This window comes from Pseudomonas sp. GL_091 (assembly GCF_057837725.1).
Window position 1 is genome coordinate 1,275,020 of record NZ_CM174451.1, and the last position, 25,163, is coordinate 1,300,182.

20 protein-coding genes are annotated in these 25,163 nt (G+C 58.8%); 18 read left to right on the forward strand and 2 right to left on the reverse strand.

Annotation, left to right across the window (positions count from 1 at the left end):
* Positions 1-109: 109 nt before the first annotated feature.
* Both AC3ITY_RS05710 and map read right to left on the reverse strand, forming a co-directional pair.
* A complete protein-coding gene (locus AC3ITY_RS05710) occupies positions 110-2,812 on the reverse strand; it encodes a [protein-PII] uridylyltransferase (protein ID WP_489308072.1) in 2,703 nt (900 codons plus the stop codon).
* Between the two features lie 41 nt (positions 2,813-2,853).
* Positions 2,854-3,636, reverse strand: coding sequence for a type I methionyl aminopeptidase (gene map, locus AC3ITY_RS05715; RefSeq protein WP_489308073.1), 783 nt, complete (start codon positions 3,634-3,636; stop codon positions 2,854-2,856).
* Between the two features lie 371 nt (positions 3,637-4,007).
* Here map and rpsB point away from each other — a divergent pair, with 371 nt between their 5' ends.
* The 18 genes from rpsB to tilS all read left to right on the forward strand — a co-directional run bounded on the left by rpsB (position 4,008) and on the right by tilS (position 24,947).
* Positions 4,008-4,745 carry a 30S ribosomal protein S2 gene (gene rpsB, locus AC3ITY_RS05720; RefSeq protein ID WP_008052780.1) on the forward strand — a complete coding sequence of 246 codons (738 nt, stop codon included), beginning with the start codon at positions 4,008-4,010 and terminating at the stop codon, positions 4,743-4,745.
* Positions 4,746-4,934: 189 nt separating this feature from the next.
* A complete protein-coding gene (tsf, locus tag AC3ITY_RS05725; RefSeq protein WP_489308074.1) occupies positions 4,935-5,798 on the forward strand; it encodes a translation elongation factor Ts in 864 nt (287 codons plus the stop codon).
* A 209-nt stretch (positions 5,799-6,007) separates the two neighbouring features.
* Entirely contained in the window at positions 6,008-6,751 is a 744-nt protein-coding gene (gene pyrH, locus AC3ITY_RS05730) for a UMP kinase (protein ID WP_003222124.1), read from the forward strand.
* Positions 6,748-7,305 carry a ribosome recycling factor gene (frr, locus tag AC3ITY_RS05735; protein ID WP_008000041.1) on the forward strand — a complete coding sequence of 186 codons (558 nt, stop codon included), beginning with the start codon at positions 6,748-6,750 and terminating at the stop codon, positions 7,303-7,305. Before pyrH ends, frr begins: the two co-directional genes overlap by 4 nt.
* A 13-nt stretch (positions 7,306-7,318) precedes the next feature.
* Positions 7,319-8,074: a polyprenyl diphosphate synthase gene (gene uppS / locus AC3ITY_RS05740; RefSeq protein WP_489308075.1), complete on the forward strand. Its 756-nt coding sequence runs from the start codon at positions 7,319-7,321 to the stop codon at positions 8,072-8,074.
* Positions 8,074-8,886: a phosphatidate cytidylyltransferase gene (locus tag AC3ITY_RS05745; RefSeq protein WP_489308076.1), complete on the forward strand. Its 813-nt coding sequence runs from the start codon at positions 8,074-8,076 to the stop codon at positions 8,884-8,886. The genes uppS and AC3ITY_RS05745 overlap by 1 nt, the downstream gene beginning before the upstream one ends.
* Positions 8,883-10,073 carry a 1-deoxy-D-xylulose-5-phosphate reductoisomerase gene (ispC, locus tag AC3ITY_RS05750; RefSeq protein ID WP_223458841.1) on the forward strand — a complete coding sequence of 397 codons (1,191 nt, stop codon included), beginning with the start codon at positions 8,883-8,885 and terminating at the stop codon, positions 10,071-10,073. The genes AC3ITY_RS05745 and ispC overlap by 4 nt, the downstream gene beginning before the upstream one ends.
* A gap of 53 nt (positions 10,074-10,126) precedes the next feature.
* On the forward strand, positions 10,127-11,479 hold the full coding sequence (gene rseP / locus AC3ITY_RS05755) for a sigma E protease regulator RseP (RefSeq protein WP_489308077.1): 1,353 nt from the start codon (positions 10,127-10,129) through the stop codon (positions 11,477-11,479).
* 74 nt (positions 11,480-11,553) lie between these two features.
* Positions 11,554-13,944: an outer membrane protein assembly factor BamA gene (bamA, locus tag AC3ITY_RS05760; protein ID WP_489308078.1), complete on the forward strand. Its 2,391-nt coding sequence runs from the start codon at positions 11,554-11,556 to the stop codon at positions 13,942-13,944.
* A 45-nt stretch (positions 13,945-13,989) separates the two neighbouring features.
* Positions 13,990-14,493 carry an OmpH/Skp family outer membrane protein gene (locus tag AC3ITY_RS05765; RefSeq protein ID WP_046041136.1) on the forward strand — a complete coding sequence of 168 codons (504 nt, stop codon included), beginning with the start codon at positions 13,990-13,992 and terminating at the stop codon, positions 14,491-14,493.
* Between the two features lie 3 nt (positions 14,494-14,496).
* Positions 14,497-15,552, forward strand: a complete 1,056-nt coding sequence (gene lpxD, locus AC3ITY_RS05770; protein ID WP_489308079.1) for a UDP-3-O-(3-hydroxymyristoyl)glucosamine N-acyltransferase — start codon at positions 14,497-14,499, stop codon at positions 15,550-15,552.
* Positions 15,553-15,660: 108 nt separating this feature from the next.
* A complete protein-coding gene (fabZ, locus tag AC3ITY_RS05775) occupies positions 15,661-16,101 on the forward strand; it encodes a 3-hydroxyacyl-ACP dehydratase FabZ (RefSeq protein WP_007978374.1) in 441 nt (146 codons plus the stop codon).
* Positions 16,098-16,874 carry an acyl-ACP--UDP-N-acetylglucosamine O-acyltransferase gene (gene lpxA, locus AC3ITY_RS05780; RefSeq protein WP_046041139.1) on the forward strand — a complete coding sequence of 259 codons (777 nt, stop codon included), beginning with the start codon at positions 16,098-16,100 and terminating at the stop codon, positions 16,872-16,874. Before fabZ ends, lpxA begins: the two co-directional genes overlap by 4 nt.
* Positions 16,875-16,876: 2 nt before the next feature.
* Positions 16,877-18,007, forward strand: coding sequence for a lipid-A-disaccharide synthase (lpxB, locus tag AC3ITY_RS05785; RefSeq protein ID WP_489308080.1), 1,131 nt, complete (start codon positions 16,877-16,879; stop codon positions 18,005-18,007).
* A gap of 11 nt (positions 18,008-18,018) precedes the next feature.
* Positions 18,019-18,645, forward strand: coding sequence for a ribonuclease HII (gene rnhB, locus AC3ITY_RS05790; protein WP_489310788.1), 627 nt, complete (start codon positions 18,019-18,021; stop codon positions 18,643-18,645).
* Positions 18,646-18,863: 218 nt separating this feature from the next.
* Entirely contained in the window at positions 18,864-22,385 is a 3,522-nt protein-coding gene (dnaE, locus tag AC3ITY_RS05795; protein ID WP_489308081.1) for a DNA polymerase III subunit alpha, read from the forward strand.
* Positions 22,386-22,524: 139 nt separating this feature from the next.
* Complete coding sequence (locus AC3ITY_RS05800; RefSeq protein WP_223458853.1) at positions 22,525-23,472, forward strand: acetyl-CoA carboxylase carboxyltransferase subunit alpha; 948 nt, start codon at positions 22,525-22,527, stop codon at positions 23,470-23,472.
* A 146-nt stretch (positions 23,473-23,618) separates the two neighbouring features.
* Positions 23,619-24,947, forward strand: coding sequence for a tRNA lysidine(34) synthetase TilS (tilS, locus tag AC3ITY_RS05805; RefSeq protein WP_489308082.1), 1,329 nt, complete (start codon positions 23,619-23,621; stop codon positions 24,945-24,947).
* Positions 24,948-25,163 lie beyond the last annotated feature (216 nt).

The window sequence follows — 25,163 nt, forward strand, 5'->3', positions numbered from 1 at the left end:
GTCAACGAAAACGCTTGCTTACCGGGTAAACGTGGCGCTTTTGATTCCTTCGCTGGCAAGCCAGCTCCTACAAAGGGCAGGTTCGCCCCCCGGACAGGGGTCGGTTGATTCAGATGCTGATGCGCGACAGTTTGATATCGGGTTCCTGGTTGACACTCAGTTGTTCGACGATCGCATCCTGCAGGCGGCTGCACAGCAGCGGGTCGGACAACGGCTGGTTGTTGGCGTCGGTGATGAAGAACACGTCTTCCACGCGCTCGCCGAGGGTGGCGATCTTGGCGTTCTGCAACGACAGGTCGAACTCCAGGAAGATCGTGCCAATCCGCGCCAGCAGGCCCGGGCGGTCGGGTGCCGTGAGCTCCAGCACCGTCACCGGGCGCTGGGCGTCGTTGTGGATCGTCACTTGTGGCGCAAAGGCGAAATGCTTGAGCTGACGCGGCACCCGGCGCTGGATGATGGTCGGGTAGTCGTCTGGGTTGCGCAGGGCTTCGGTCAGACCCTCGCGGATCTGTTTGACCCGCGCCGGATTATCGCCAATCGAGTCGCCGTCGGTGTCGAGCACGATATAGGTGTCGAGGGTGAACTGGCTGCTGGAGGTGATGACCCGGGCGTCGTGAATGTTCAGGTTGAGCTGGTCCATTGCGGCTACGGTCACGGCAAAGAAGTCGTGCTGGTCCGGGGCATAGATGAAAATCTGCGTGCCACCTTCGAACTCGCGCTGTGTGGTTTCCTTGATCAGCACCAGTGGCCCGCCGTCGGCCGGTTGCTGGAGGATCGCGTCACTGTGCCAGGCGACATCGCCGGCGGTGTGGCGCAGGAAATAGTCATCACCCAACTGCGCCCATAACTGCTCCACATCGTCCGGGTCGGTGCCGCCGCGCACCAGGATATCCAGGGCGGCGCTCTGGGTCTGGCGGATCTGCTCTTCGCGATCCACCGGGTTTTCCAGGCCGCGACGCAGGGCGCGCTTGGTCTCGGTGTAGAGTTGGCGCAGCAGGCTGGCGCGCCAGGAATTCCACAGGGTCGGGTTGGTGGCGTTGATGTCGGAGACGGTCAGCACGTACAGGTAGTCGAGGCGGGTTTCGTCGCCGACGATCTGGGCGAAATCGTGGATCACCTGCGGGTCGGACAAATCCTTGCGCTGGGCGGTGGTCGACATCATCAGGTGGTTTTGCACCAGCCACACGATCAGGCGGCTGTCCCACGTGGGCAGTTGATGACGCTGGCAAAAGGCCTCGGCATCCACGGCGCCGATGTCCGAGTGATCGCCATGCCGGCCTTTGCCGATGTCGTGGTACAGGCCGGCCATGTAGATCAGCTCGGGCTTGGGCAGCTTGCCCATGACTTTGCTGGCCAGCGGGAATTTTTCCGACACCTGGGTGTACTGCAACTTACGCAGGTGTTTGATCAGGTTCAGGGTGTGGGCATCGACCGTATAGATGTGGAACAGGTCGTGTTGCATCTGCCCGACGATAAAACCGAATTCGGGCAGATAGCGCCCCAGGATGCCGTAACGGTTCATTCGACGCAGGTTGCGGTGGATGCCGATCTTGCATTTGAACAATTCGATAAACAGGCTGGTATTGCGAATGTCGTTGCGGAAGTCGTCGTCGATCAGGTGGCGGTGTTCCCGCAGCAGACGAATGGTGTCGGCGCGCACGCCTTTGATTTCCGGCTGCTGGGCCATCAGCACGAAGATTTCGAGCATGGCGAACGGGGTGCGGCGGAAGACGTTGTCGTTGCGTGCCTCGATGTAGCCGTCATGCAGCTGGAAGCGCGAGTTGATCGGCTGCGATGGCGCTTCGTCTTCCGGTGCGAGGATCACTTCCTCGAAGTGCTGGATGATCAGGTCGCTGAGCTGGGCGATGCTCATCACCACCCGATAATACTGCTGCATGAAATTTTCGATGGCTTGCTTGGCATCGTCGCCTTTGAAGCCCAGCAGCCCGGCAATGGTGCGCTGGTGATCGAACAGCAGGCGGTCTTCGGAGCGGCCGGCCAGCATGTGCAGGGCATAGCGAACCTTCCACAGGAACTCCTGGGAAGAGGCGAGCAGGGCATTTTCGCTCTCGACCAGGAATCCTTCGCCAGCCAGTGCCCGCAAATTCAGGGTGCCGTACTCGCGACGGGCCACCCACAGGATCGTCTGGATATCCCGCAGGCCGCCGGGTGAGCCTTTGACGTTGGGTTCAAGGTTGTATTCGGTGTCGTTGTACTTGTGGTGGCGGGCCTTTTGTTCGGCGCGCTTGGCCAGGAAGAAGTCCTTGCTCGGCCACATGTGCCAGGTGCTGGTGACGTCCAGCATGCGCTGGCGCAGATGCTCGGGGCCGGCGATGGTGCGGCTTTCCATCAGGTTGGTGACGACCGTCAGGTCGGCACGGGCCTCGACGGCGCACTCCTCGACCGAGCGAACGCTCTGGCCGACCTCCAGGCCGATGTCCCACAACAGCGTCAGAAAACGCTCGATGGAGTCGCGGAAAACTTCGTGGTCGGCGCTGTCCAGCAGGATCAGCAAGTCGATATCGGAATAAGGGTGCAGTTCGCCACGGCCGTAGCCGCCGACCGCGACCAGCGCGATGTCGGCGTCCTCGCTCCAGCTGAACTGCTCCCAGGCCTTTTGCAGGATGTTATCGACGAACCAGGCGCGATCCTCGATCAGCCGGCGAATGTCCCGGCCGCTGCGAAATCGAGTGTCGAGCACCTCGCGGGCCTGGCGGATCGCCTTCTTGAAGGCCGCGATCGGGCTTGCCTTCAGGGCCAGTTCAGCCTGGAACTGGCCTCGGTCGAAGAGTTCGGGATCCACCTGCGGCATCGATTGGCTTTCCTTTCTATAGGCGAGGTTCGGTGGCGGGATCAGGCCGAAACGCGAGGGATGGTGTCATCTCTGCGCAGGGTGAAGATCTCGTAACCGGTTTCGGTCACCAGCAGGGTGTGTTCCCACTGTGCCGAGAGCTTGCGGTCCTTGGTGATCGCGGTCCAGCCGTCGCCCAGTACCTTGGTGTCGGCTCGGCCCTGGTTGATCATCGGCTCGATGGTGAAGGTCATGCCGGCCTTGAGTTCCATGCCGGTGCCAGCGCGGCCGTAGTGCAGGATCTGCGGCTCTTCGTGGAACACCTTGCCGATACCATGACCGCAGAATTCGCGAACCACCGAGAATCCGTTCTTTTCCGCGTGCTTCTGGATGATTTCGCCGATGTCGCCCAGGCGGCAGCCGGGTTTGACGATCTCGATCGCCTTGTACATGCATTCCTGGGTCACCTGGGACAGGCGCTCGGCCCAGACCGGCACGGTGCCGACGTGGAACATGCGGCTGGTGTCACCGTGGTAGCCGTCCTTGATGACGGTGACGTCGATGTTCAGGGTGTCGCCATCCTTCAGCGGCTTGTCGTTCGGGATGCCGTGACAGACCACATGGTTGATCGACGTGCAGATCGACTTCGGATAGCCCTTGTAGTTGAGCGGGGCAGGGATGGCTTTCTGCTCATTGACGATGTAGTCGTGGCAGATCTGGTTCAGTTGATCGGTGGTAACGCCCGGCTTGACATGTTCGGCAATCATTTCCAGCACATCGGCGGCCAGTTTGCCGGCGATACGCATTTTGGCGATATCCTCGGGGGTTTTGAGGGTGACGGTCATACAGGCTCTCTCTGCGCCAGGCGGCGCTTTCTAAACGGAAAGGGCGTTGCGCAATCGAACTTCGCGGCCCTGAAAAATGCGATTCTACCAGACGATCAGCGCAAATCTGCGTCTGTGTGCATCGCTTCTCTCTATAGAATGGTGCATTCTTGGCGGATTCCAAGGGATGGAGCAAAGCGCTCGCCAGGATTTCAGAATCCGGGTTCCGTTTTGCCCTGCCTTGTGATATAAAATGCGCCGCTTTCCGGGGATGTCCCGTAAAGCCTAAATCCACACACGTGTCGACACGATGACCTGGGTGCCTTCAGCTGATGCTGCTGGTTGGTCATTGGGATACGTGGAGGCCAAACCCGACTTATTAAGGAACTATCATGTCCCAAGTCAACATGCGCGATATGCTGAAGGCCGGTGTGCACTTCGGTCACCAGACCCGTTACTGGAACCCGAAAATGGGTAAGTACATTTTCGGCGCGCGTAACAAGATCCACATCATCAACCTTGAAAAAACCCTGCCAATGTTCAACGAAGCTCTGACTTTCGTAGAGCGCCTGGCCCAGGGCAAAAACAAGATTCTGTTCGTCGGCACCAAGCGTTCCGCTGGCAAGATCGTTGCTGAAGAAGCAGCACGTTGCGGTTCGCCGTACGTCGATCACCGCTGGTTGGGCGGCATGCTGACCAACTTCAAAACCATCCGTGCTTCCATCAAGCGTCTGCGTGACCTTGAAGTTCAAGCCGAAGACGGTACTTTCGCCAAGCTGACCAAGAAAGAAGCGCTGATGCGCACTCGTGACCTGGAAAAGCTGGATCGTTCCCTGGGTGGTATCAAGGACATGGGCGGTCTGCCAGACGCTCTGTTCGTTATCGACGTTGATCACGAGCGCATCGCGATCACCGAAGCCAACAAGCTGGGTATCCCGGTTATCGGCGTAGTCGATACCAACAGCAGCCCGGAAGGCGTTGACTACATCATCCCAGGCAACGATGACGCAATCCGCGCTATCCAGCTGTACATGGGTTCGATGGCTGACGCTGTTATCCGCGGTCGCAACAACGTTGCCGGCGGCACCGTAGAGTTCGCAGCTGAAGAAACTCAGGCTGCAGCTGAGTAATTGACGCCTTGGCGTTGACTCAGTAAGCAAAAAGGGGGCTTGGCCCCCTTTTTGCCACCTCGAAAACCATTTGTTGGCGCCCACCGCTCTATCTGTAACGTGCGGCAGCTAACAAGGGTGGTTGGGGAAGAATTGATCGCCCGTTCGATCGGGTGGAATGGTTGAAAACCTATCCAAGAGGATTTTGAAATGGCAGAGATTACTGCAGCGTTGGTCAAAGAACTGCGCGAGCGTACTGGCGAAGGCATGATGGACTGCAAAAAGGCCTTGACCAATGCTGGCGGCGACATCGAGAAAGCCATTGATGACATGCGTGCTTCGGGCGCCATCAAGGCTGCCAAGAAAGCCGGCAACGTTGCCGCTGAAGGCGCTATCGCCATCAAAGCTGACGACAAGGCAGCCGTGCTGCTGGAAGTCAACTCGCAGACCGACTTCCTGGCCCTGCAAGACGACTTCAAGAACTTCGTTGCTGCCAGCGTAGAAAAAGCTTTTGACGAAAAACTGACCGACGCAGCTCCGCTGATCGCCGCTCAGGAATCGGCTCGTGAAGCACTGGTTGCCAAAGTAGGCGAGAACGTCAACATTCGTCGCCTGGTACGCGTAGAGGGTGACGTTGTCGGCACCTACCTGCACGGTAACAAGATCGGTGTTGCTGTTGTTCTCAAGGGCGGCGATGTTCAGCTGGCCAAAGAGATCGCCATGCACGTGGCGGCAAGCAACCCTGAGTTCCTGCTGCCATCGCAGGTTTCGCCAGAAGCCATCGAGCGTGAGAAGGGTGTTTTCCTGACCCTGAACGAAGACAAGATGAAAGGCAAGCCAGCGGAAATCGTCGAGAAGATGATCGCCGGCCGTATCACCAAGTTCCTGGCCGAAGCCAGCCTGGTCGAGCAAGCTTTCGTCATGAATCCGGAAGTCACCGTAGGTGCCCTGGCCAAGAAAGCCGGCGCTGAAATCGTTTCCTTCACTTACTTCAAGGTAGGCGAAGGCATCGAGAAGCCAGTGGACAACTTCGCAGAAGAAGTTGCTGCCCAGCTGGCTGCCGCCAAGCAATAAGACGGTTTTTGACTGTCGCCCAGAAGAGGCTGCCCGCTTACGCGCGCAGCCTCTTTTCAGATGGGGCACCAATTTTTAATTGGTTTCCTTTTGGAACTGGCTTACAAAGCCATGTTCCGATGGCGCTGAAGCAGCGCCAAGCTAGAGTGAGCGCCAGCTGTAAACAGCTCGCAAAGAATTTTTAAAATACGCCGCAGGAGAGATTCGCAATGGCTCAGCAGGGCAGTGGTTATCAGGCTCGCTATAAACGCATTCTACTCAAGCTTAGCGGCGAGGCCCTGATGGGCTCGGAAGAGTTCGGGATCGACCCGAAAGTTCTGGATCGCATGGCATTGGAAGTTGGCCAGCTGGTCGGCATCGGTGTTCAGGTCGGTCTGGTTATCGGTGGTGGCAACCTGTTCCGCGGTGAAGCACTGAGCAAGGCTGGCATGGACCGGGTCACCGGCGACCATATGGGCATGCTGGCCACTGTGATGAACGCCCTGGCCATGCGCGACGCCCTTGAGCGCGCCAACATCTCGGCCATCGTGATGTCCGCTATTTCCATGGTTGGCGTGACCGATCACTACGATCGTCGCAAGGCCATGCGTCACTTGAACTCCAAGGACGTGGTAATTTTCGCGGCCGGTACCGGCAACCCGTTCTTTACGACGGATTCGGCTGCCTGCCTGCGTGCAATCGAAATCGATGCCGATGTCGTGCTCAAGGCGACCAAGGTCGATGGCGTCTACACCGCTGACCCGTTCAAAGACCCGCATGCCGAGAAGTTCGATCATCTGACCTACGATGAAGTGCTGGATCGCAAGCTGGGTGTGATGGATCTGACGGCCATTTGCCTGTGCCGCGACCACAAGATGCCGCTACGCGTATTTAACATGAACAAGCCCGGCGCCCTGCTGAACATCGTACATGGCGGCGCTGAAGGAACCCTGATCGAGGAAGGCCAACAATGATCAACGAAATCAAGAAAGACGCTCAAGAGCGCATGCAGAAGTCCGTGGAGTCGCTGGCGCACAACTTCGGCCGCATTCGTACCGGCCAGGCGCACCCGAGCATCCTCGAAGGCGTGATGGTGCCGTACTACGGCTCTGACACCCCGATCAAGCAAGTAGCCAACATCACCGTCAAAGACGCCCGTACCCTGCAAGTCGTTGCTTTCGAGCGCAACATGCTGGGTGCCGTCGACAAGGCGATCGGTAGCGCGGGTCTGAACCTGAACCCGACCAACCTTGGCGAGCTGCTGTTGATCTCCATGCCTGCCCTGACCGAAGAAACCCGCAAGGGCTTCACCAAGCAGGCTCGTGACGTCGCTGAAGATGCCCGTGTTGCCGTGCGCAACATCCGTCGTGATGCCAACAGCCAGCTCAAGGATCTGGTCAAGGAAAAAGAGATCAGCGAAGACGAAGAGCGTCGTGCGACTGGCGAGATCGACGATCTGACCAAGAAGTTCGTGGCTAAAATCGACGCGGATCTGGCGCAGAAAGAAAAAGACCTGATGGCCGTATAAGGGTCGCGTTTTCATGGATAAGACAAAGCAGACTGCACCTTCCGCGGTGCCGCGCCATGTCGCGATCATCATGGATGGTAACAATCGTTGGGCGAAAAAGCGCTTTATGCCGGGTGTCGCCGGGCATAAAGCGGGCGTGGATGCGGTACGTGCGGTCATTGAGGTTTGTGCCGACGCCAAGGTCGAAGTGCTGACCTTGTTCGCCTTTTCCAGCGAGAACTGGCAACGTCCGGCCGATGAGGTCAGCGCTTTGATGGATCTGTTCTTCAGGGCGCTACGTCGTGAGGCCAAGCGCCTCAACGACAACAACATCAGCCTGCGCATCATTGGTGACCGCTCGCGTTTTCATCCCGAGCTGCAGGCAGCCATGCGTGAAGCGGAAGCCATGACGGTTGGCGCCAATCGTTTTGTGCTGCAGATCGCCGCCAATTACGGCGGTCAGTGGGATATCGCGCAAGCTGCGCAACGACTGGCGCGAGAAGTTCAGGCCGGACACTTGCGTCCGGAAGACATCACACCTGATCTGCTGCAGACCTGTCTGGTCACAGGCGACCTGCCGTTGCCGGACCTGTGTATCCGTACCGGTGGTGAGCGCCGCATCAGCAACTTCCTGCTCTGGCAGCTGGCCTATGCCGAGTTGTATTTCTCCGACCTGTTCTGGCCGGACTTCAAACACGATGCCATGCGCAATGCGCTGGCCGATTTCGCTTCCCGCCAGCGCCGCTTCGGTAAAACGAGCGAGCAGGTCGAGGCTGGAGCCCGGGTTTAATGCTTAAACAACGCATCATCACCGCACTGATCCTGCTGCCGATTGCCCTGTGCGGGTTTTTCCTGCTTGAAGGTTCCGGTTTTGCGCTGTTCATCGGGCTGGTCGTAACCCTTGGTGCCTGGGAGTGGGCGCGTCTGGCGGGTTTCGCCGGTCAGGCGTTCCGCGTCGGCTATGCCGCCGCGGTCGCTTTGGCGCTGTTTCTCATGCACATCCTGCCCGGCCTCGCGCCTTGGGTGTTGGGCGCTTCGGTGCTGTGGTGGGCGGTGGCGACGTATCTGGTGCTGACTTACCCGCGTTCGAGCGAGCATTGGTCCAATGCGGCGACCAAATTGGTGATCGGTCTGTTGATTCTCCTGCCGGCCTGGCAAGGTCTGGTCGAAATCAAAAAGCATGAAACCGGCAACGGCAACCTGCTGATTTTGGCCGTGATGGTGCTGGTCTGGGGTGCCGATATCGGTGCGTACTTTTCCGGTCGGGCCTTCGGCAAGCGCAAGCTCGCACCACAGGTCAGTCCGGGCAAAAGCTGGGAAGGCGTGTACGGTGGTCTGGCGCTGAGCCTGGTGATTACCACAATCGTTGGTCTGGTACGCGACTGGACGGTGGCCGAGTTGCTCAAAGGGCTGATCGGCGCTGCGCTTATCGTGTTTATCTCGGTGGTGGGTGATCTCACTGAAAGCATGTTCAAGCGTCAATCCGGGATCAAGGACAGCAGCAACCTGCTTCCGGGTCACGGCGGCGTGCTGGATCGTATCGACAGCCTGACGGCGGCTATTCCGGTGTTTGCCGTGCTGCTGTGGATGGCGGCGCCATGAGTCGCGCGCAACAGATTACCGTTCTGGGCGCGACCGGCTCGATTGGCCTGAGTACGCTCGACGTCATTGCTCGCCATCCTGACCGTTATCAGGTCTTTGCCTTGACTGGCTTCACTCGCTTGAGTGAATTGCTGGCGTTATGCGTGCGGCATGTCCCGCGATTTGCTGTGGTGCCTGAGGTCGCTGCTGCCCGCACCTTGCAGGATGAATTGCGCGCGGCGGGGCTTTCGACCCGTGTTCTGGTGGGGGAGGAAGGTTTGTGTCAGGTCGCTTCCGATCCGGAAGTCGATACGGTCATGGCGGCCATCGTCGGTGCGGCGGGATTGCGCCCGACACTGGCAGCGGTCGAGGCTGGCAAGAAGATCCTCCTGGCCAATAAAGAAGCGCTGGTGATGTCCGGTGCGTTGTTTATGCAGGCGGTGCGCAACAGCGGTTCGGTGTTACTACCGATCGATAGCGAGCACAACGCGATTTTTCAGTGCATGCCGCTCGATTATGCCCGTGGCCTTGAGGCGGTCGGTGTACGGCGGATTTTGCTGACGGCCTCCGGTGGTCCGTTTCGACAGACGCCAATGGCTGAGCTGGCGCATGTTTCTCCCGATCAGGCGTGTGCTCACCCGAACTGGTCCATGGGGCGAAAAATCTCCGTTGACTCGGCCAGCATGATGAACAAGGGGCTTGAGTTGATCGAAGCCTGCTGGCTGTTCGATGCCAGGCCATCCCAGGTCGAAGTGGTGATTCACCCGCAAAGTGTGATCCATTCGCTGGTCGACTATGTCGATGGTTCTGTCCTGGCGCAGTTGGGGAATCCGGACATGCGCACGCCCATCGCCAATGCCCTGGCCTGGCCTGAGCGGATTGATTCGGGTGTGGCACCGCTGGATCTGTTCGCCATTGCGCGCCTGGATTTCCAGGCGCCCGATGAAGAGCGTTTCCCGTGCCTGCGTCTGGCCCGTCAGGCAGCCGAAGCGGGTAACAGCGCGCCGGCCATGCTCAATGCGGCGAACGAAGTGGCAGTGGCGGCATTTCTCGACGAACGGGTTCGTTACCCGGAAATCGCGAGTATCATCGAGGAAGTACTGAATCTGGAGCCCGTAGTGGCAGTGGATGATCTCGATGCAGTGTTCACGGCAGACGCGAAGGCGCGATTGCTGGCCGGACAATGGTTGAGCCGTCACGGGCGGTAAATGCTGCGGATAGTCGACCCAGGCAGCAGCGGATAGGAATGCGGAGAAAGTAGATGAGCGCGCTCTATATGATTGTCGGCACCCTGGTCGCTCTGGGTGTGCTGGTTACCTTCCACGAGTTCGGCCATTTTTGGGTCGCGCGTCGCTGTGGGGTCAAAGTGCTGCGCTTCTCCGTAGGCTTCGGCATGCCTTTGCTGCGCTGGCACGACAAGCAAGGTACCGAATTTGTCGTCGCGGCGATCCCGTTGGGCGGCTACGTCAAAATGCTCGACGAGCGCGAAGGTGAAGTACCGCTCGATCAGCTTGATCAATCGTTCAATCGCAAATCCGTACGTCAGCGCATTGCCATCGTAGCCGCAGGGCCGATAGCCAACTTCCTGCTGGCATTGGTGTTCTTCTGGGTATTGGCAATGCTCGGCAGCGAGCAGGTGCGTCCGGTTATCGGGGCTGTCGAGTCTGGCAGTATCGCGGCCAGGGCGGGATTGAGCCCCGGCCAGGAAATTGTGGCCATTGATGGCGAGGCGACTTCCGGCTGGGCAGCGGTGAATCTGCAACTGGTTCGTCGCCTGGGCGAAAGCGGTTCGTTGCAGATATTGGTTCGCGAGCAAGGCTCCACGGCCGATTCTCCTCGTGAACTTGCGCTGGATAAATGGCTCAAAGGGGCTGACGAGCCTGACCCTATCCATTCGTTGGGGATTCGTCCGTGGCGTCCGGCATTGCCGCCTGTCCTGGCCGAGCTCGATCCAAAGGGGCCGGCTCAGGCTGCCGGCCTGAAAACCGGTGACCGGTTGCTGGCGCTCGATGGTCGTACGCTGGATGACTGGCAGCAGGTCGTCGATACCGTCCGTATGCACCCTGATACCAAAATCATGCTGCGGGTTGAGCGCGACGGTGCTCAAATCGACGTCCCGGTGACGCTGGCCGCTCGCGGCGAGCGCAAGTCACCCAACGGATACCTGGGGGCGGGGGTGAAGGCTGTCGATTGGCCGCCGGAGATGATCCGCGAGGTCAGTTACGGGCCGTTGGCAGCGATTGGCGAGGGGGCTCGACGCACCTGGACCATGAGCGTGCTGACCCTCGATTCACTGAAGAAAATGTTGTTCGGTGAGCTCTCGGTAAAAAACTTGAGTGGACCGATAACCATTGCTAAAGTGGCGGGCGCTTCGGCCCAGTCGGGTGTTGCTGATTTCCTGAATTTCCTTGCTTATCTGAGTATTAGCTTGGGCGTTCTGAATTTGTTGCCCATTCCGGTACTGGATGGGGGGCATTTGTTGTTTTATCTGATTGAGTGGGCGCGTGGTCGTCCCTTGTCAGATCGGGTGCAAGGTTGGGGGATACAGATCGGTATCAGTTTGGTGGTCGGGGTGATGTTGCTTGCTCTGGTCAATGATCTGGGTCGACTGTAACGCTTCGCTGAATTGCGAATCTGCCGCATTTTGCGGCAGTTTGTTTATTGCCAGTTGGAATAAGAAAGGACTTCATGAAACGTCTGCTGCTAACTGCGGTTCTCACCGTATTGATGATCGCCGAAGTTCACGCTGAGTCCTTCACTATCTCTGATATTCGCGTCAATGGCCTCCAGCGGGTCTCCGCGGGTAGCGTCTTTGGTGCTTTGCCGTTGAACGTCGGTGAACAGGCGGATGATCGTCGCCTGGTGGAATCCACTCGTGCGTTGTTCAAAACCGGTTTCTTTCAAGATATCCAGCTGGGCCGTGATGGCAACGTCCTGGTCATCACTGTAGTCGAGCGCCCGTCGGTCGCCAGTATCGAGATTGAAGGCAACAAGGCGATCTCTACCGAAGACCTGATGAAAGGCCTCAAGCAATCCGGTCTGGCCGAAGGCGAGATCTTCCAGCGTGCCACCCTTGAAGGTGTGCGTAACGAACTGCAGCGCCAGTACGTCGCCCAGGGTCGCTACTCGGCTACCGTCGATACCGAAGTGGTGCCACAGCCGCGTAACCGCGTCGGCCTGAAGGTCAACATCAACGAAGGCACCGTTGCCGCTATCCAGCACATCAACGTGGTGGGTAACACGGTTTTCCCTGATGAAGACCTGATCGACCTGTTCGAACTCAAGACCACCAACTGGTTGTCGTTCTTCAAGAACGACGACAAGTACGCCCGTGAAAAACTGTCCGGTGACCTGGAGCGTCTGCGTTCCTACTACCTGGACCGTGGCTACATCAACATGGATATCGCTTCGACCCAGGTTTCCATTACCCCGGACAAGAAGCACGTCTACATCACCGTCAACGTCAACGAAGGCGAGAAGTACACCGTTCGTGACGTCAAGCTCAGCGGTGACCTGAAAGTCCCTGAAGACCAGGTCAAGTCCCTTCTGCTGGTGCAAAAAGGCCAGGTGTTCTCGCGCAAGCTGATGACCACCACCTCCGAACTGATCACCCGTCGCCTGGGTAACGAAGGTTATACCTTCGCCAACGTCAACGGCGTGCCTCAACCGCACGATGAAGATCACACCGTAGACATCCTGTTTGCAGTCGATCCGGGCAAGCGTGCTTACGTCAACCGCATCAACTTCCGTGGCAACACCAAGTCCGAAGACGAAGTGCTGCGTCGTGAAATGCGTCAGATGGAAGGCGGCTGGGCTTCGACCTACCTGATCGACCAATCCAAGACCCGTCTGGAACGACTTGGCTTCTTCAAGGAAGTCAACGTCGAGACCCCGGCCGTACCGGGTGTCGATGACCAGGTGGACGTCAACTACAGCGTTGAAGAACAAGCCTCCGGTTCGATTACCGCCAGTGTCGGTTTCGCCCAGAGTGCCGGTCTGATCCTCGGTGGTTCGATCACTCAGAACAACTTCCTGGGTACCGGTAACAAGGTCAGCGTCGGCTTGACCAAAAGCCAGTACCAGACGCGTTACAACTTTGGTTTTGTCGACCCCTACTGGACGGCTGATGGCGTGAGCCTGGGTTACAACGCCTTCTACCGCACCACCGACTACAACGACCTCGACGTCGATGTAGCGAGCTATGCCGTGGACAGCATGGGTGCTGGCGTGAGCGTCGGCTACCCGATCAGCGAGACTTCGCGTCTGACCTTCGGCCTGACTGCGCAAGAGGACAAGATCAAGACCGGTCAATACACCGTCGACGAGATTTTCGACTTCGTTAACCGTGAAGGCGATCAGTACCTGAACTTCAAGGCTTCGGCCGGCTGGTCCGAATCCACCCTGAACAAAGGCGTATTGGCGACCCGTGGTCATTCTCAAAGCTTGACCGCGGAAGTCACCGTGCCGGGTAGCGACCTGTCGTTCTTCAAGCTTGATTACCGTGGCCAGTTGTTCCAGCCACTGAGCGAAAACTACACCATGCGCCTGCACACCGAATTGGGTTATGGCGACGGTTACGGTTCGACCGACGGCTTGCCATTCTATGAAAACTACTATGCTGGTGGTTTCAACTCGGTTCGTGGCTTCAAGGACAGTACATTGGGTCCACGCAGTACTCCGAGCCGTGGCGTGGGCAGTACTGGCAACCCAGGCACTCTTGCTGACCCGGACCAGGATCCACTGCCGTTCGGTGGTAACGTCCTGATTCAAGGTGGTGCAGAGATTCTGTTCCCGCTACCGTTCGTCAAGGATCAACGATCCCTGCGTACCTCGGTATTCTGGGATGTGGGTAACGTATTCGACTCCAAGTGCGATCAGACGACCAATACCAACCCTGCGTCGAAGTCCAATACGCAGTGTAACGATGTCAGTCTGAGCAACCTGGCCAGTTCCGTCGGTGTAGGTGTGACATGGGTCACCGCGCTGGGTCCTCTGAGCTTTGCGTTGGCCATGCCAGTAAAAGAACCGGATAACGCTGAAACCCAGGTGTTCCAATTCTCTCTTGGCCAGACGTTCTAAGCGTCTGTCCAAAAATAACGACAATGGATTTTGTAGGAGTGCATCGTGCGTAAGTTGACTCAATTGGTTCTCCTGGCGACCGTACTGGTAGCAGGTCCGGCGTTCGCCGACATGAAAATTGCTGTTCTGAACTATCAGATGGCTTTGCTGGAGTCCGACGCGGCCAAGAAATACGCCGTGGATGCCGAGAAGAAGTTCGGTCCTCAGCTGACCAAGCTCAAGGCGCTGGAAACCAGCGCCAAGGGCATTCAGGACCGCCTGATGGCCGGTGGCGACAAAATGCAGCAGGGCGAGCGCGAGCGTCTGGAGCTTGAATTCAAGCAAAAGGCCCGTGACTTCCAGTTCCAGTCCAAGGAGCTGAACGAAGCCAAGGCCGTTGCCGACCGTGAAATGCTTAAGCAGCTCAAGCCGAAACTGGACAGCGCTGTGGAAGAAGTCATCAAGAAAGGTGCTTTTGACCTGGTCTTCGAGCGTGGCGCAGTGATTGATGTCAAGCCTCAGTACGACATCACTCGCCAGGTTATCGAGCGCATGAATCAGCTGAAGTAACCCATGACCGTGACCATTAAGCTCGGCCAGCTGGCCGAGTTCCTCGGCGCCACGCTACGTGGCGACCCCGAGAAAGCAATTACTGGGCTAGCCACCTTGCAGGAGGCTGGCCCAGCTCAGTTGAGCTTTCTCGCAAACCCCCAATACCGTAAGTACCTGGCAGGCAGTCAGGCAGCAGCCCTGTTGCTCAAAGCCGCTGACGCCGAAGGTCATTGCGGGGATGTGCTGGTGGTGCCGGATCCATACGCAGCCTACGCGCGTATTTCTCACCTGTTCGATCCCAAGCCCAAGGCCGTAGCCGGGATTCATCCGACGGCGGTGATCGCGGCGGATGCGGTTGTCGATCCAGCGGCGAGTATCGGCGCTTTTGTTGTGATCGAAAGCGGTGCGCAGGTTGCCGCCGGTACGACTGTCGGCGCGCATTGCTTCATTGGTGCTCGCAGCGTGGTGGGTGAGGGTGGCTGGCTCGCACCGCGTGTGACCTTGTATCACGACGTTCGCGTCGGCAAGCGGGTCGTCATTCAGTCCGGTGCGGTGCTTGGCGGCGAAGGCTTCGGCTTTGCCAATGAAAAAGGTATCTGGCAGAAAATCGCCCAGATCGGTGGTGTGCTGATCGGCGATGATGTTGAAATCGGCGTGAACACAGCTATAGATCGCGGTGCGTTGGCCGATACCATCATCGGTAACGGCGTGAAGCTCGATAACCAGATTCAGATTGCCCACAACGTTCAGGTAGGCGATCACACCGCCATGGCCGCGTGCGTCGGGATCTCCGGCAGCACCAAAATCGGCAAGCATTGCATGCTCGCCGGTGGCGTAGGCCTGGTGGGGCACATCGATATTTGTGACAACGTTTTCATTACCGGGATGACCATGGTGACCCACTCGATTACCGAGCCAGGGGCCTATTCTTCCGGTACGGCCATGCAGCCGGCAGCCGAGTGGCGCAAAAGCGCGGCACGCATTCGTCAGCTCGATGACATCGCGCGACGTCTGCGCCAGCTGGAAAAGCAAGTAGGGGAAGTGACCCCTGACGGTAATGCTTCATCAGATGGCTGATACCATTTCCATATCAAGTGTGCACAGCCGCTAGACTGCCTCCTTGATTTGCTAGAGGGGTGCGCGTCAGTCGCGCGCTCCCAATCTTTACATAGGCTTCCCCCCGAAATGATGGACATCAACGAGATTCGCGAATACCTGCCTCACCGTTACCCGTTCCTGCTGGTGGACCGGGTAGTGGAGCTGGATGTTGAAGGCAAGCGCATTCGTGCCTACAAGAATGTCAGCATCAACGAACCGTTCTTCAACGGTCACTTCCCTGCGCATCCAATCATGCCGGGCGTATTGATCATCGAGGCAATGGCTCAGGCTGCCGGGATCCTTGGTTTCAAAATGCTCGACGTGAAACCGGCCGACGGCACGCTCTATTACTTCGTCGGTTCCGACAAGCTGCGCTTCCGCCAGCCGGTATTGCCGGGCGATCAACTGATCCTTGAAGCCAAGTTCATCAGCTGCAAGCGTCAGATCTGGAAATTCGAATGCCAGGCTTCGGTCGATGGCAAGCCTGTCTGCTCGGCTGAAATCATCTGTGCGGAACGCAAACTATGAGTTTGATTGACCCTCGTGCAATCATCGATCCGACAGCCGTTCTGGCTGACGGCGTCGAGGTCGGCCCGTGGTCGATCGTCGGCGCAGGTGTGGAAATCGGCGAGGGGACAGTCATCGGGCCGCACGTGATTCTCAAGGGCCCGACCCGAATTGGTAAACACAATCGCATCTACCAGTTTTCCTCGGTGGGCGAAGACACACCTGACCTGAAGTACAAGGGCGAGGAAACCCGCCTGGTGATTGGTGATCACAACGTCATCCGTGAAGGCGTGACGATTCACCGTGGCACCATCCAGGACCGTTCGGAAACGACCCTGGGCGATCACAACCTGATCATGGCGTATGCCCACATCGGCCACGACAGTGTTATCGGCAACCACTGCATCCTGGTCAACAACACCGCACTGGCGGGCCATGTTCATGTGGAAGACTGGGCAATCCTTTCCGGTTTTACCCTGGTTCACCAGTATTGCCACATTGGTGCCCACAGCTTCTCAGGCATGGGTACGGCGATTGGCAAGGATGTTCCCGCGTACGTCACGGTGTTCGGCAACCCTGCCGAAGCCCGCAGCATGAACTTCGAAGGCATGCGTCGTCGCGGTTTCAGCGAAGATGCGATCCACGCGCTACGTCGTGCCTACAAGGTGGTGTACCGCCAGGGCCTGACCGTGGAACAGGCGCTCGTCGAACTGGCCGAGCCTTCTGCGCAGTTCCCGGAAGTAGCGGTGTTCCGCGACTCCATCCAGTCTTCGACCCGCGGCATCACCCGCTAATCATGGCCAATCTGCGTATTGCGCTGGTAGCGGGTGAGGCTTCCGGTGACATTCTGGGTGCGGGTCTCATGCGCGCGCTCAAGGCTCGTCACCCTGCTGTCGAGTTCATCGGTGTTGGTGGTCCGTTGATGCAGGCTGAAGGCCTGACCTCGTATTTCCCGATGGAGCGTCTGTCCGTCATGGGTCTGGTGGAAGTCCTGGGCCGCCTGCGCGAGTTGCTGGCGCGGCGCAAAAAACTGGTCGCCGACCTGATCGCCGCCAAGCCCGATGTGTTCATCGGTATCGATGCGCCGGACTTCAACCTCAACATCGAACTCAAGCTGCGCCAGGCCGGGATCAAGACCGTGCATTACGTCAGCCCGTCGGTCTGGGCCTGGCGGCAGAAACGCGTGTTGAAGATTCGCGAAGGCTGCGACCTGATGCTCACGCTGTTTCCGTTCGAAGCCAAATTCTACGAAGAAAAGGGCGTGCCGGTGCGGTTCGTCGGCCATACCCTGGCCGATGCCATTCCACTCCAGGCCGATCGCGCTGCTGCGCGGGCCGAACTCGGTTTGCCCGACGGGCCGCTGGTGGCATTGATGCCCGGCAGCCGTGGCGGTGAAGTTGGCCGGCTCGGTGCGTTGTTTCTCGATACGGCCCAACGCCTGCGGGCGTTGCGCCCGGGTGTGCGGTTTGTCATGCCTTGTGCCAGTGCGCAACGTCGCGCACAGCTTGAAGAACTGTTGGCCGGTCGCGATCTGCCGCTGACCCTGCTCGATGGGCAGTCTCATCTGGCCCTGGCAGCGTGCGATGCGGTGTTGATTGCCTCCGGTACCGCGACGCTTGAAGCGCTGCTGTACAAGCGGCCGATGGTGGTCGCCTATCGCCTGGCGCCGCTGACGTTCTGGATTCTCAAGCGCATGGTGAAAAGCCCCTACATTTCGTTGCCGAACCTGTTGGCCCAGCGTCTGTTGGTGCCCGAGTTATTGCAAGACGATGCCACGGTCGAAGCACTGGCCCAGACCTTGTCACCCTTGATCGAGGGTGGGGAAGAGCAGACCCGTGGTTTTGACGAGATTCACCGGACCCTGCGTCTGGATGCCTCCAACCGGGCTGCGGACGCAGTGCTGAACCTGATCGGCCAAGACAAATGAGTAAAACGAACATGCAGATGGGCCTGGATTTCACCTTGGTGGCTGAAGTCGAAGAGTTGGTTGCCGGCGTCGATGAAGTCGGTCGCGGCCCGCTCTGTGGCGCGGTGGTGACAGCGGCAGTGATCCTTGATCCGAGCCGCCCGATCCTCGGCCTGAACGACTCGAAGAAACTCACCGAAGCCCGCCGTGAAAAGCTCTACGACGAAATCTGCGAAAAAGCCCTGAGTTGGTGCATCGCTCGCGCTGAAGTCGAAGAAATCGACGAACTGAATATCCTGCACGCCACCATGCTGGCCATGCAGCGCGCGGTCGCGGGGCTGCACGTTCAGCCGAAGCTGGCGATGATCGACGGCAACCGTTGCCCGAAACTGCCGATGCGCTCCGAAGCCGTGGTCAAGGGCGATAGCAAGGTCCCCGCCATCGCCGCCGCATCGATTTTGGCCAAGGTCAGCCGTGATCGCGAAATGGCCGCCTTCGAATTGATCTACCCGGGCTACGGTATCGGCGGTCACAAAGGCTACCCGACCCCCGTTCATCTGGAAGCACTGGCACGGCTTGGGCCGACCCCGATTCACCGGCGCTCGTTTGCCCCGGTGCGTCTGGCGTATGAGGCGCTAGAGAGCGTCGTAGAGAGTTAGTCGCAAGGCTGATTTTTTTTACCAAGGCCCGGTACAATCCGGCTCTTTAAAGCGTCACGAGCGCAGGTAAGACAAGGCGAACGGCAGCGAGAAAGCGGAGTTGACTTTAGTCAATGAGCATTTCTAGCTGCCGTTCAACGCAGTATTACCAAGTGAAGTAGCTTTAAAGCGCCGGATTTCCGGGCTTTGTTGTTTTCATGAATATACGCAGGATCACTATGCCGGCTTCATTCGTTCACCTACGCCTGCACACTGAATATTCCCTGGTCGACGGTCTGGTGCGGATCAAACCGCTGGTCAAGACCCTGGTCGGCATGAACATGCCTGCCGTAGCGGTCACCGACCAGAACAACATGTGTTCCCTGGTCAAATTCTACAAAAACGCCATGGGTGCCGGGATCAAGCCGATCTGCGGCGCTGACCTGTGGCTGTCGAACAAGGATCCGGACAACCCGCTGAGCCGGATCAGCCTGCTGGTGATGAACGCCGAAGGCTATCGCAACCTTACCGAACTGATTTCCCGCGGTTTCATCGACGGTCAGCGCAATGGCGCGGTCATCATCGAGCGCGAGTGGGTGGCTGAAGCCAACTCGGGCTTGATCATGCTGTCGGCGGCCAAAGAAGGCGAGATCGGCCAGGCCATGCTCAGCGGCAACCCCGCCGAGGCCGAAACCCTGGCGCGGGAATGGATGGAAGTGTTTCCGGATCGTTTCTATCTGGAAATTCAGCGCACCAACCGGCCCAACGATGAAGAACAATTGCACGGCGCCGTGGCCCTGGCCGAGAAGCTCGGTGCGCCGCTGGTGGCGACCAATGATGTGCGCTTCATCAAGCAGGAAGACTTCGCCGCCCACGAAACCCGCGTTTGCATCGGTGAGGGCCGCGCCCTCGACGATCCGCGGCGTTCGAAGAATTACAGTGATCAGCAGTACCTCAAAAGCGCCGAGGAAATGGCCGAGCTGTTCAGCGACATTCCCGAGGCGCTGGAAAACACCGTCGAGATCGCCAAGCGCTGCAACATCGAAGTGAAGCTGGGCACGCACTTTCTGCCCAACTTCCCGATTCCCGATGGCATGACCATCGACGAGTACTTCCGCAAGGTGTCCTTCGACGGCCTGGAAGAGCGCCTTAGTGTTCTGCTGCCCAAAGACACCACCGAAGACTACGAGGCCAAGCGTCAGGTCTATGTCGACCGGCTGAATTTCGAGCTGGATATCATCATCCAGATGGGGTTCCCCGGTTACTTCCTGATCGTGATGGACTTTATCCAGTGGGCCAAGAGCAACGGTGTACCCGTGGGCCCTGGCCGTGGATCGGGTGCCGGATCGCTGGTGGCCTACGTACAGAAGATCACCGACCTCGATCCGCTGGAATATGACCTGCTGTTCGAACGATTCCTCAACCCGGAACGGGTATCCATGCCCGATTTCGACGTCGACTTCTGCATGGACGGTCGTGACCGGGTAATCGACTACGTAGCCGAGAAGTATGGCCGTAACGCGGTAAGCCAGATCATCACCTTCGGTTCCATGGCGGCGAAGGCTGTGGTCCGCGACGTGGCGCGGGTGCAGGGCAAGTCCTACGGCCTGGCGGATCGGCTGTCGAAGATGATTCCGTTCGAAGTCGGCATGACCCTGGAAAAAGCCTACGAGCAGGAAGAGATCCTGCGCGACTTCATCAAGGTCGATGAGGAGGCCGCGGAAATCTGGGAGATGGCCCGCAAGCTCGAGGGCGTTGTGCGTAACGTCGGCAAGCACGCCGGTGGTGTGGTGATCGCGCCGACCAAGCTGACCGACTTCTCGCCAATCTATTGCGACGAGGCGGGTGACGGCCTGGTAACCCAGTTCGACAAGGACGACGTCGAGGCGGCCGGCCTGGTGAAGTTCGACTTCCTTGGCCTGCGGACCTTGACGATCATCGACTGGGCGCTGAAAACCATCAACCGCGACCGCGCCAAGGTCAACGAACCGCCGCTGGATATCGCATTCATCCCGCTGGATGACAAGCCGACCTACACCTTGCTGCAAAAAGCCGAAACCACGGCGGTGTTCCAGCTTGAATCCCGGGGCATGAAGGAGCTGATCAAAAAGCTCAAGCCCGACTGCCTGGAAGACTTGATCGCACTGGTGGCTCTGTTCCGTCCGGGCCCGCTGCAATCGGGCATGGTGGACGACTTCATCAACCGTAAGCACGGTCGCGCCGAGCTGGCGTATCCGCACTCGGACTACCAGTACGAAGGCCTCAAGCCGGTACTGGCACCGACTTACGGCATCATCCTGTATCAGGAACAGGTGATGCAGATTGCCCAGGTCATGGCCGGTTACACCCTCGGTGGTGCGGACATGCTGCGTCGAGCCATGGGTAAGAAAAAACCCGAGGAAATGGCCAAGCAGCGCGGTGGCTTCATTGAGGGTTGCGCCACCAACAATATCGATGCGGACCTCGCCGGTAACATCTTCGATCTGGTGGAAAAGTTCGCCGGTTACGGCTTCAACAAATCCCACTCCGCCGCCTATGGCCTGGTGTCGTACCAGACCGCATGGCTGAAGGCGCACTACCCGGCGCCGTTCATGGCCGCGGTACTCTCGGCGGATATGCACAACACCGACAAGGTCGTGACCTTGATCGAAGAAGTGCGGACCATGAAGCTGCGTCTCGACGCGCCGGACGTAAACACCTCCGAATTCAAGTTCACGGTGAACGACGAAGGCCGGATCATTTACGGCCTCGGTGCAATCAAGGGCGTGGGTGAGGGCCCGGTCGAGGCGATCACCGAAGCGCGCCTGGCCGGTCCGTTCAAGGATCTGTTCGATTTCTGCGCACGGGTCGACCTCAAGCGTATCAACAAGCGCACCCTCGACGGTTTGATCCGCAGCGGTGCCCTGGATCGCCTCGGGCCGTATTTCCACGATGAGCAGAAGGCCTACCAGGCCAACATCGACCGCAATCGCGCGGTGCTGCTGACGGCCATGGAAGAGGCGATCAAGGCGGCCGAACAGACCGCACGCACCCAGGACAGCGGTCACTCCGACCTGTTTGGCGGTCTGTTTGTCGAAGAAGACGCTGACGTCTACGCCAATCACCGCAAGGCCAAGGAGTTGACCCTCAAGGAGCGCCTGAAAGGGGAGAAAGATACCCTCGGCCTGTACCTGACCGGTCACCCGATTGACGAATACGAAGGTGAAATCCGTCGCTTCGCCCGCCAGCGCATCATCGACCTGAAACCGGCGCGTGATACCCAGACCGTCGCTGGGATGATCATCGCCTTGCGGGTGATGAAGAACAAAAAGGGCGACAAGATGGGGTTCATCACCCTCGATGACCGCTCCGGGCGGATCGAGGCCTCGCTGTTTTCCGAGGCGTTCCATTCCGCGCAGTCGCTGTTGCAGACCGACGCGATGGTGGTGGTCGAGGGCGAGGTCAGCAACGACGACTTCTCCGGTGGCCTGAAGTTGCGGGTCAAGCGGGTGATGAGCATGGAGGATGCGCGCACCAATCTGGCCGAAAGCCTGCGCCTGAAGTTGCATGCCAAGGACCTCAAGGGCGATCAGCTACGCTGGCTGGGTGAACTGTTGAAGCGTCACCGCGGTGCATGCCCGATAACCATGGACTACACCAGTCCCGATGCGAAGGCCTTGTTGCAGTTCGGCGAAGGCTGGCGAATCGATCCGGCGGATGCGTTGATTCAAGCCTTGCGTGACCAGTTCGGGCGAGACAACGTCTTCCTCCAATACCGTTGACCGGCAGGTGATATCAGAACGCCTGCCCGCAACCTGAGTTTTTAATCTCGACCTCAACGCGCCTGTCCCTTAAGGTAGGGCGCGAATAGACAACCGGCCGGCCCAAGATCCCTTGGGACTCGACCCAAGACGGACGCCTATGAACCCGAATTTTCTAGATTTCGAACAGCCGATCGCCGACCTGCAAGCCAAGATCGAAGAGTTGCGCTTGGTCGGTAATGACAATTCGCTGAATATCGGCGATGAGATCTCCCGCCTGCAGGACAAGAGCAAAACGCTGACCGAAGACATCTTCGGCAAGCTGACCAGCTGGCAGATCGCACGTCTGGCGCGTCACCCGAAACGTCCGTATACCCTGGACTACATCGAACACATCTTCACCGAGTTCGACGAACTGCACGGTGACCGTCACTTCTCCGATGACGCTGCGATCGTTGGCGGTATTGCCCGTCTGGATGATCAGCCAGTGATGATCATCGGTCACCAGAAAGGCCGTGAAGTGCGCGAGAAGGTTCGCCGCAACTTCGGTATGCCGCGTCCGGAAGGCTACCGCAAGGCTTGCCGCCTGATGGAAATGGCCGAACGTTTCAAAATGCCGATCCTGACCTTCATCGACACCCCAGGCGCTTACCCTGGCATCGACGCTGAAGAGCGCAACCAGAGCGAAGCGATTGCCTGGAACCTGCGAGTGATGGCCCGCCTGAAAACCCCAATCATAGCCACCGTGATCGGTGAGGGTGGTTCCGGTGGTGCACTGGCGATCGGTGTCTGCGACCAGTTGAACATGCTGCAATACTCGACCTACGCGGTGATTTCGCCGGAAGGTTGTGCTTCGATTCTGTGGAAAACCGCCGAGAAAGCACCGGATGCCGCAGAAGCGATGGGCATCACCGCCGAGCGCCTCAAGGGCCTGGGCATCGTGGACAAGGTGATTGGCGAGCCATTGGGTGGCGCGCATCGTAACCCGGCCGCTGCCGCTGCATCGATCCGCGCCGAGCTCAGCTCGCAACTGGCGATGCTGAAGAAGTTCGATAACGACGCGCTGCTGACCCGTCGTTATGAGCGTCTGATGAGCTACGGTCTCTGATCTGACCTCGGCTTGAATGTGGGAGCGGGCTTGCTCGCGAAAGCGGTATAACAGTCAACTGATGTGTTGAATGTTTAGCCGCCTTCGCGAGCAAGTCGGGACGCCGAACCGCCGCTCCCACATTTGATTTGTGCAAAGGGAAAGATATGGATCGGCCCGCGATTGATTTGCCTTCCAGGCTTTTGCTGAATCTGAAACCATGGCGCAATGCTGCGACCTGGCGCATCGCCTTCTCCGGGGGCCTGGACTCCACCGTCCTGCTGCACCTACTTGCACACCTGGCAAAAACCGAATCCCTGCCGGCGCTGAGTGCCATCCATGTTCATCACGGCCTTCAAGCTGTGGCCGATGCGTGGCCGGAACATTGTCGTGCTGTGTGCGCTGCGCTGGGCGTGCCGCTGCAAGTGGTTCACGTGCAGGTGCAACCGGGTGCCAGCCTTGAGCGTGCGGCTCGGGATGCGCGGTATCACGCCTTCACTGAAACCGTTCAGGCCAACGAAGTGCTGCTGACGGCCCAGCATCGCGACGATCAGGCGGAAACCCTGTTGTTTCGCTTGTTGCGCGGAGCTGGCGTGCGCGGATTGTCCGGGATGCCGCGTCAGCGCCCGTTGGGCAAGGGGTATTTGCTGCGGCCATTGCTTGATGTGACGCGGGCTGAACTGGAGGCTTATGCCAGTGCGCATGGCTTGAGCTGGATCGAAGATCCCTCGAACCAGGATCGGCAGTACTCGCGCAATTACCTTAGGCATCAAGTCTTGCCCGTGCTGATCCAGCGCTGGCCACAAGCGGTGACGACCATGGCCCGCAGCGCGGCGCATTTGACTGAAGCGCAGGGGTTGCTCGAAGAGCTGGCGGACATGGATTTGCGTGAGGCCAGCTCTGCCAGTGAATTCGCCTGGCTGGGATTGCGATCTCTTGAACTGGCGCCCCTTGCGCAACTGTCTGATGCCCGGCAGCGCAATGCCTTGAGTCATTGGCTCGAACCGCTGACCCGCCTGCCGGACACTGACCATTGGTCGGGTTGGGAGGATTTGCGCGACGCCACCGGCGATGCCTGCCCGGTGTGGCGGCTGGCCGATGGCGAACTGCATCGGGCGGGCGGGCGGATCTGGTGGCTGTCCGGCCACTGGTTGCGGCCTCTGCCCGTCGCCGGGGCGTGGCTGGCCCCGGCTTCTGCGCTGGCTATTCCGGGCAACGGCATGCTTTCGCTCACCGGGCAAATCCCTGATGGCCCGCTGCAGATCCGCTATCGTGAAGGGGGAGAGGTCATGGCATTGCCAGGCCGCGGCCATCGGGACCTGAAACGTTTGCTCAATGAAAGCGCTGTACCGTCCTTCGTACGCGGCAGATTGCCGCTGCTCTACAAAGACGGGCAACTGCTGGCGGTAGCGAACCTCAAGGGGCTCGATGGTGGTGCGCTCGGCGACTGGCATTTGCATTGGCAGCCACTGAACGAAGATCAAGGTTTGAGCTGAAAGGGGCTTTCCGGTAGACTACGCTCCCTTCTTGATACAACTTCTGTGGATTCGCCTGAATTGCAGGAGTTGCCGATTACCAAGCAGTCTTTGCTGGGCGATTCCAAAAAATGTGTAGCGAGCAACGAACCGGTGTTTCATTTTCCGGTCTGTCCCAACGCGGCGGTTTTTTTGAAAGGTGCACTGTGATTAATGCAGGTGATCGGGGGCTTCGGC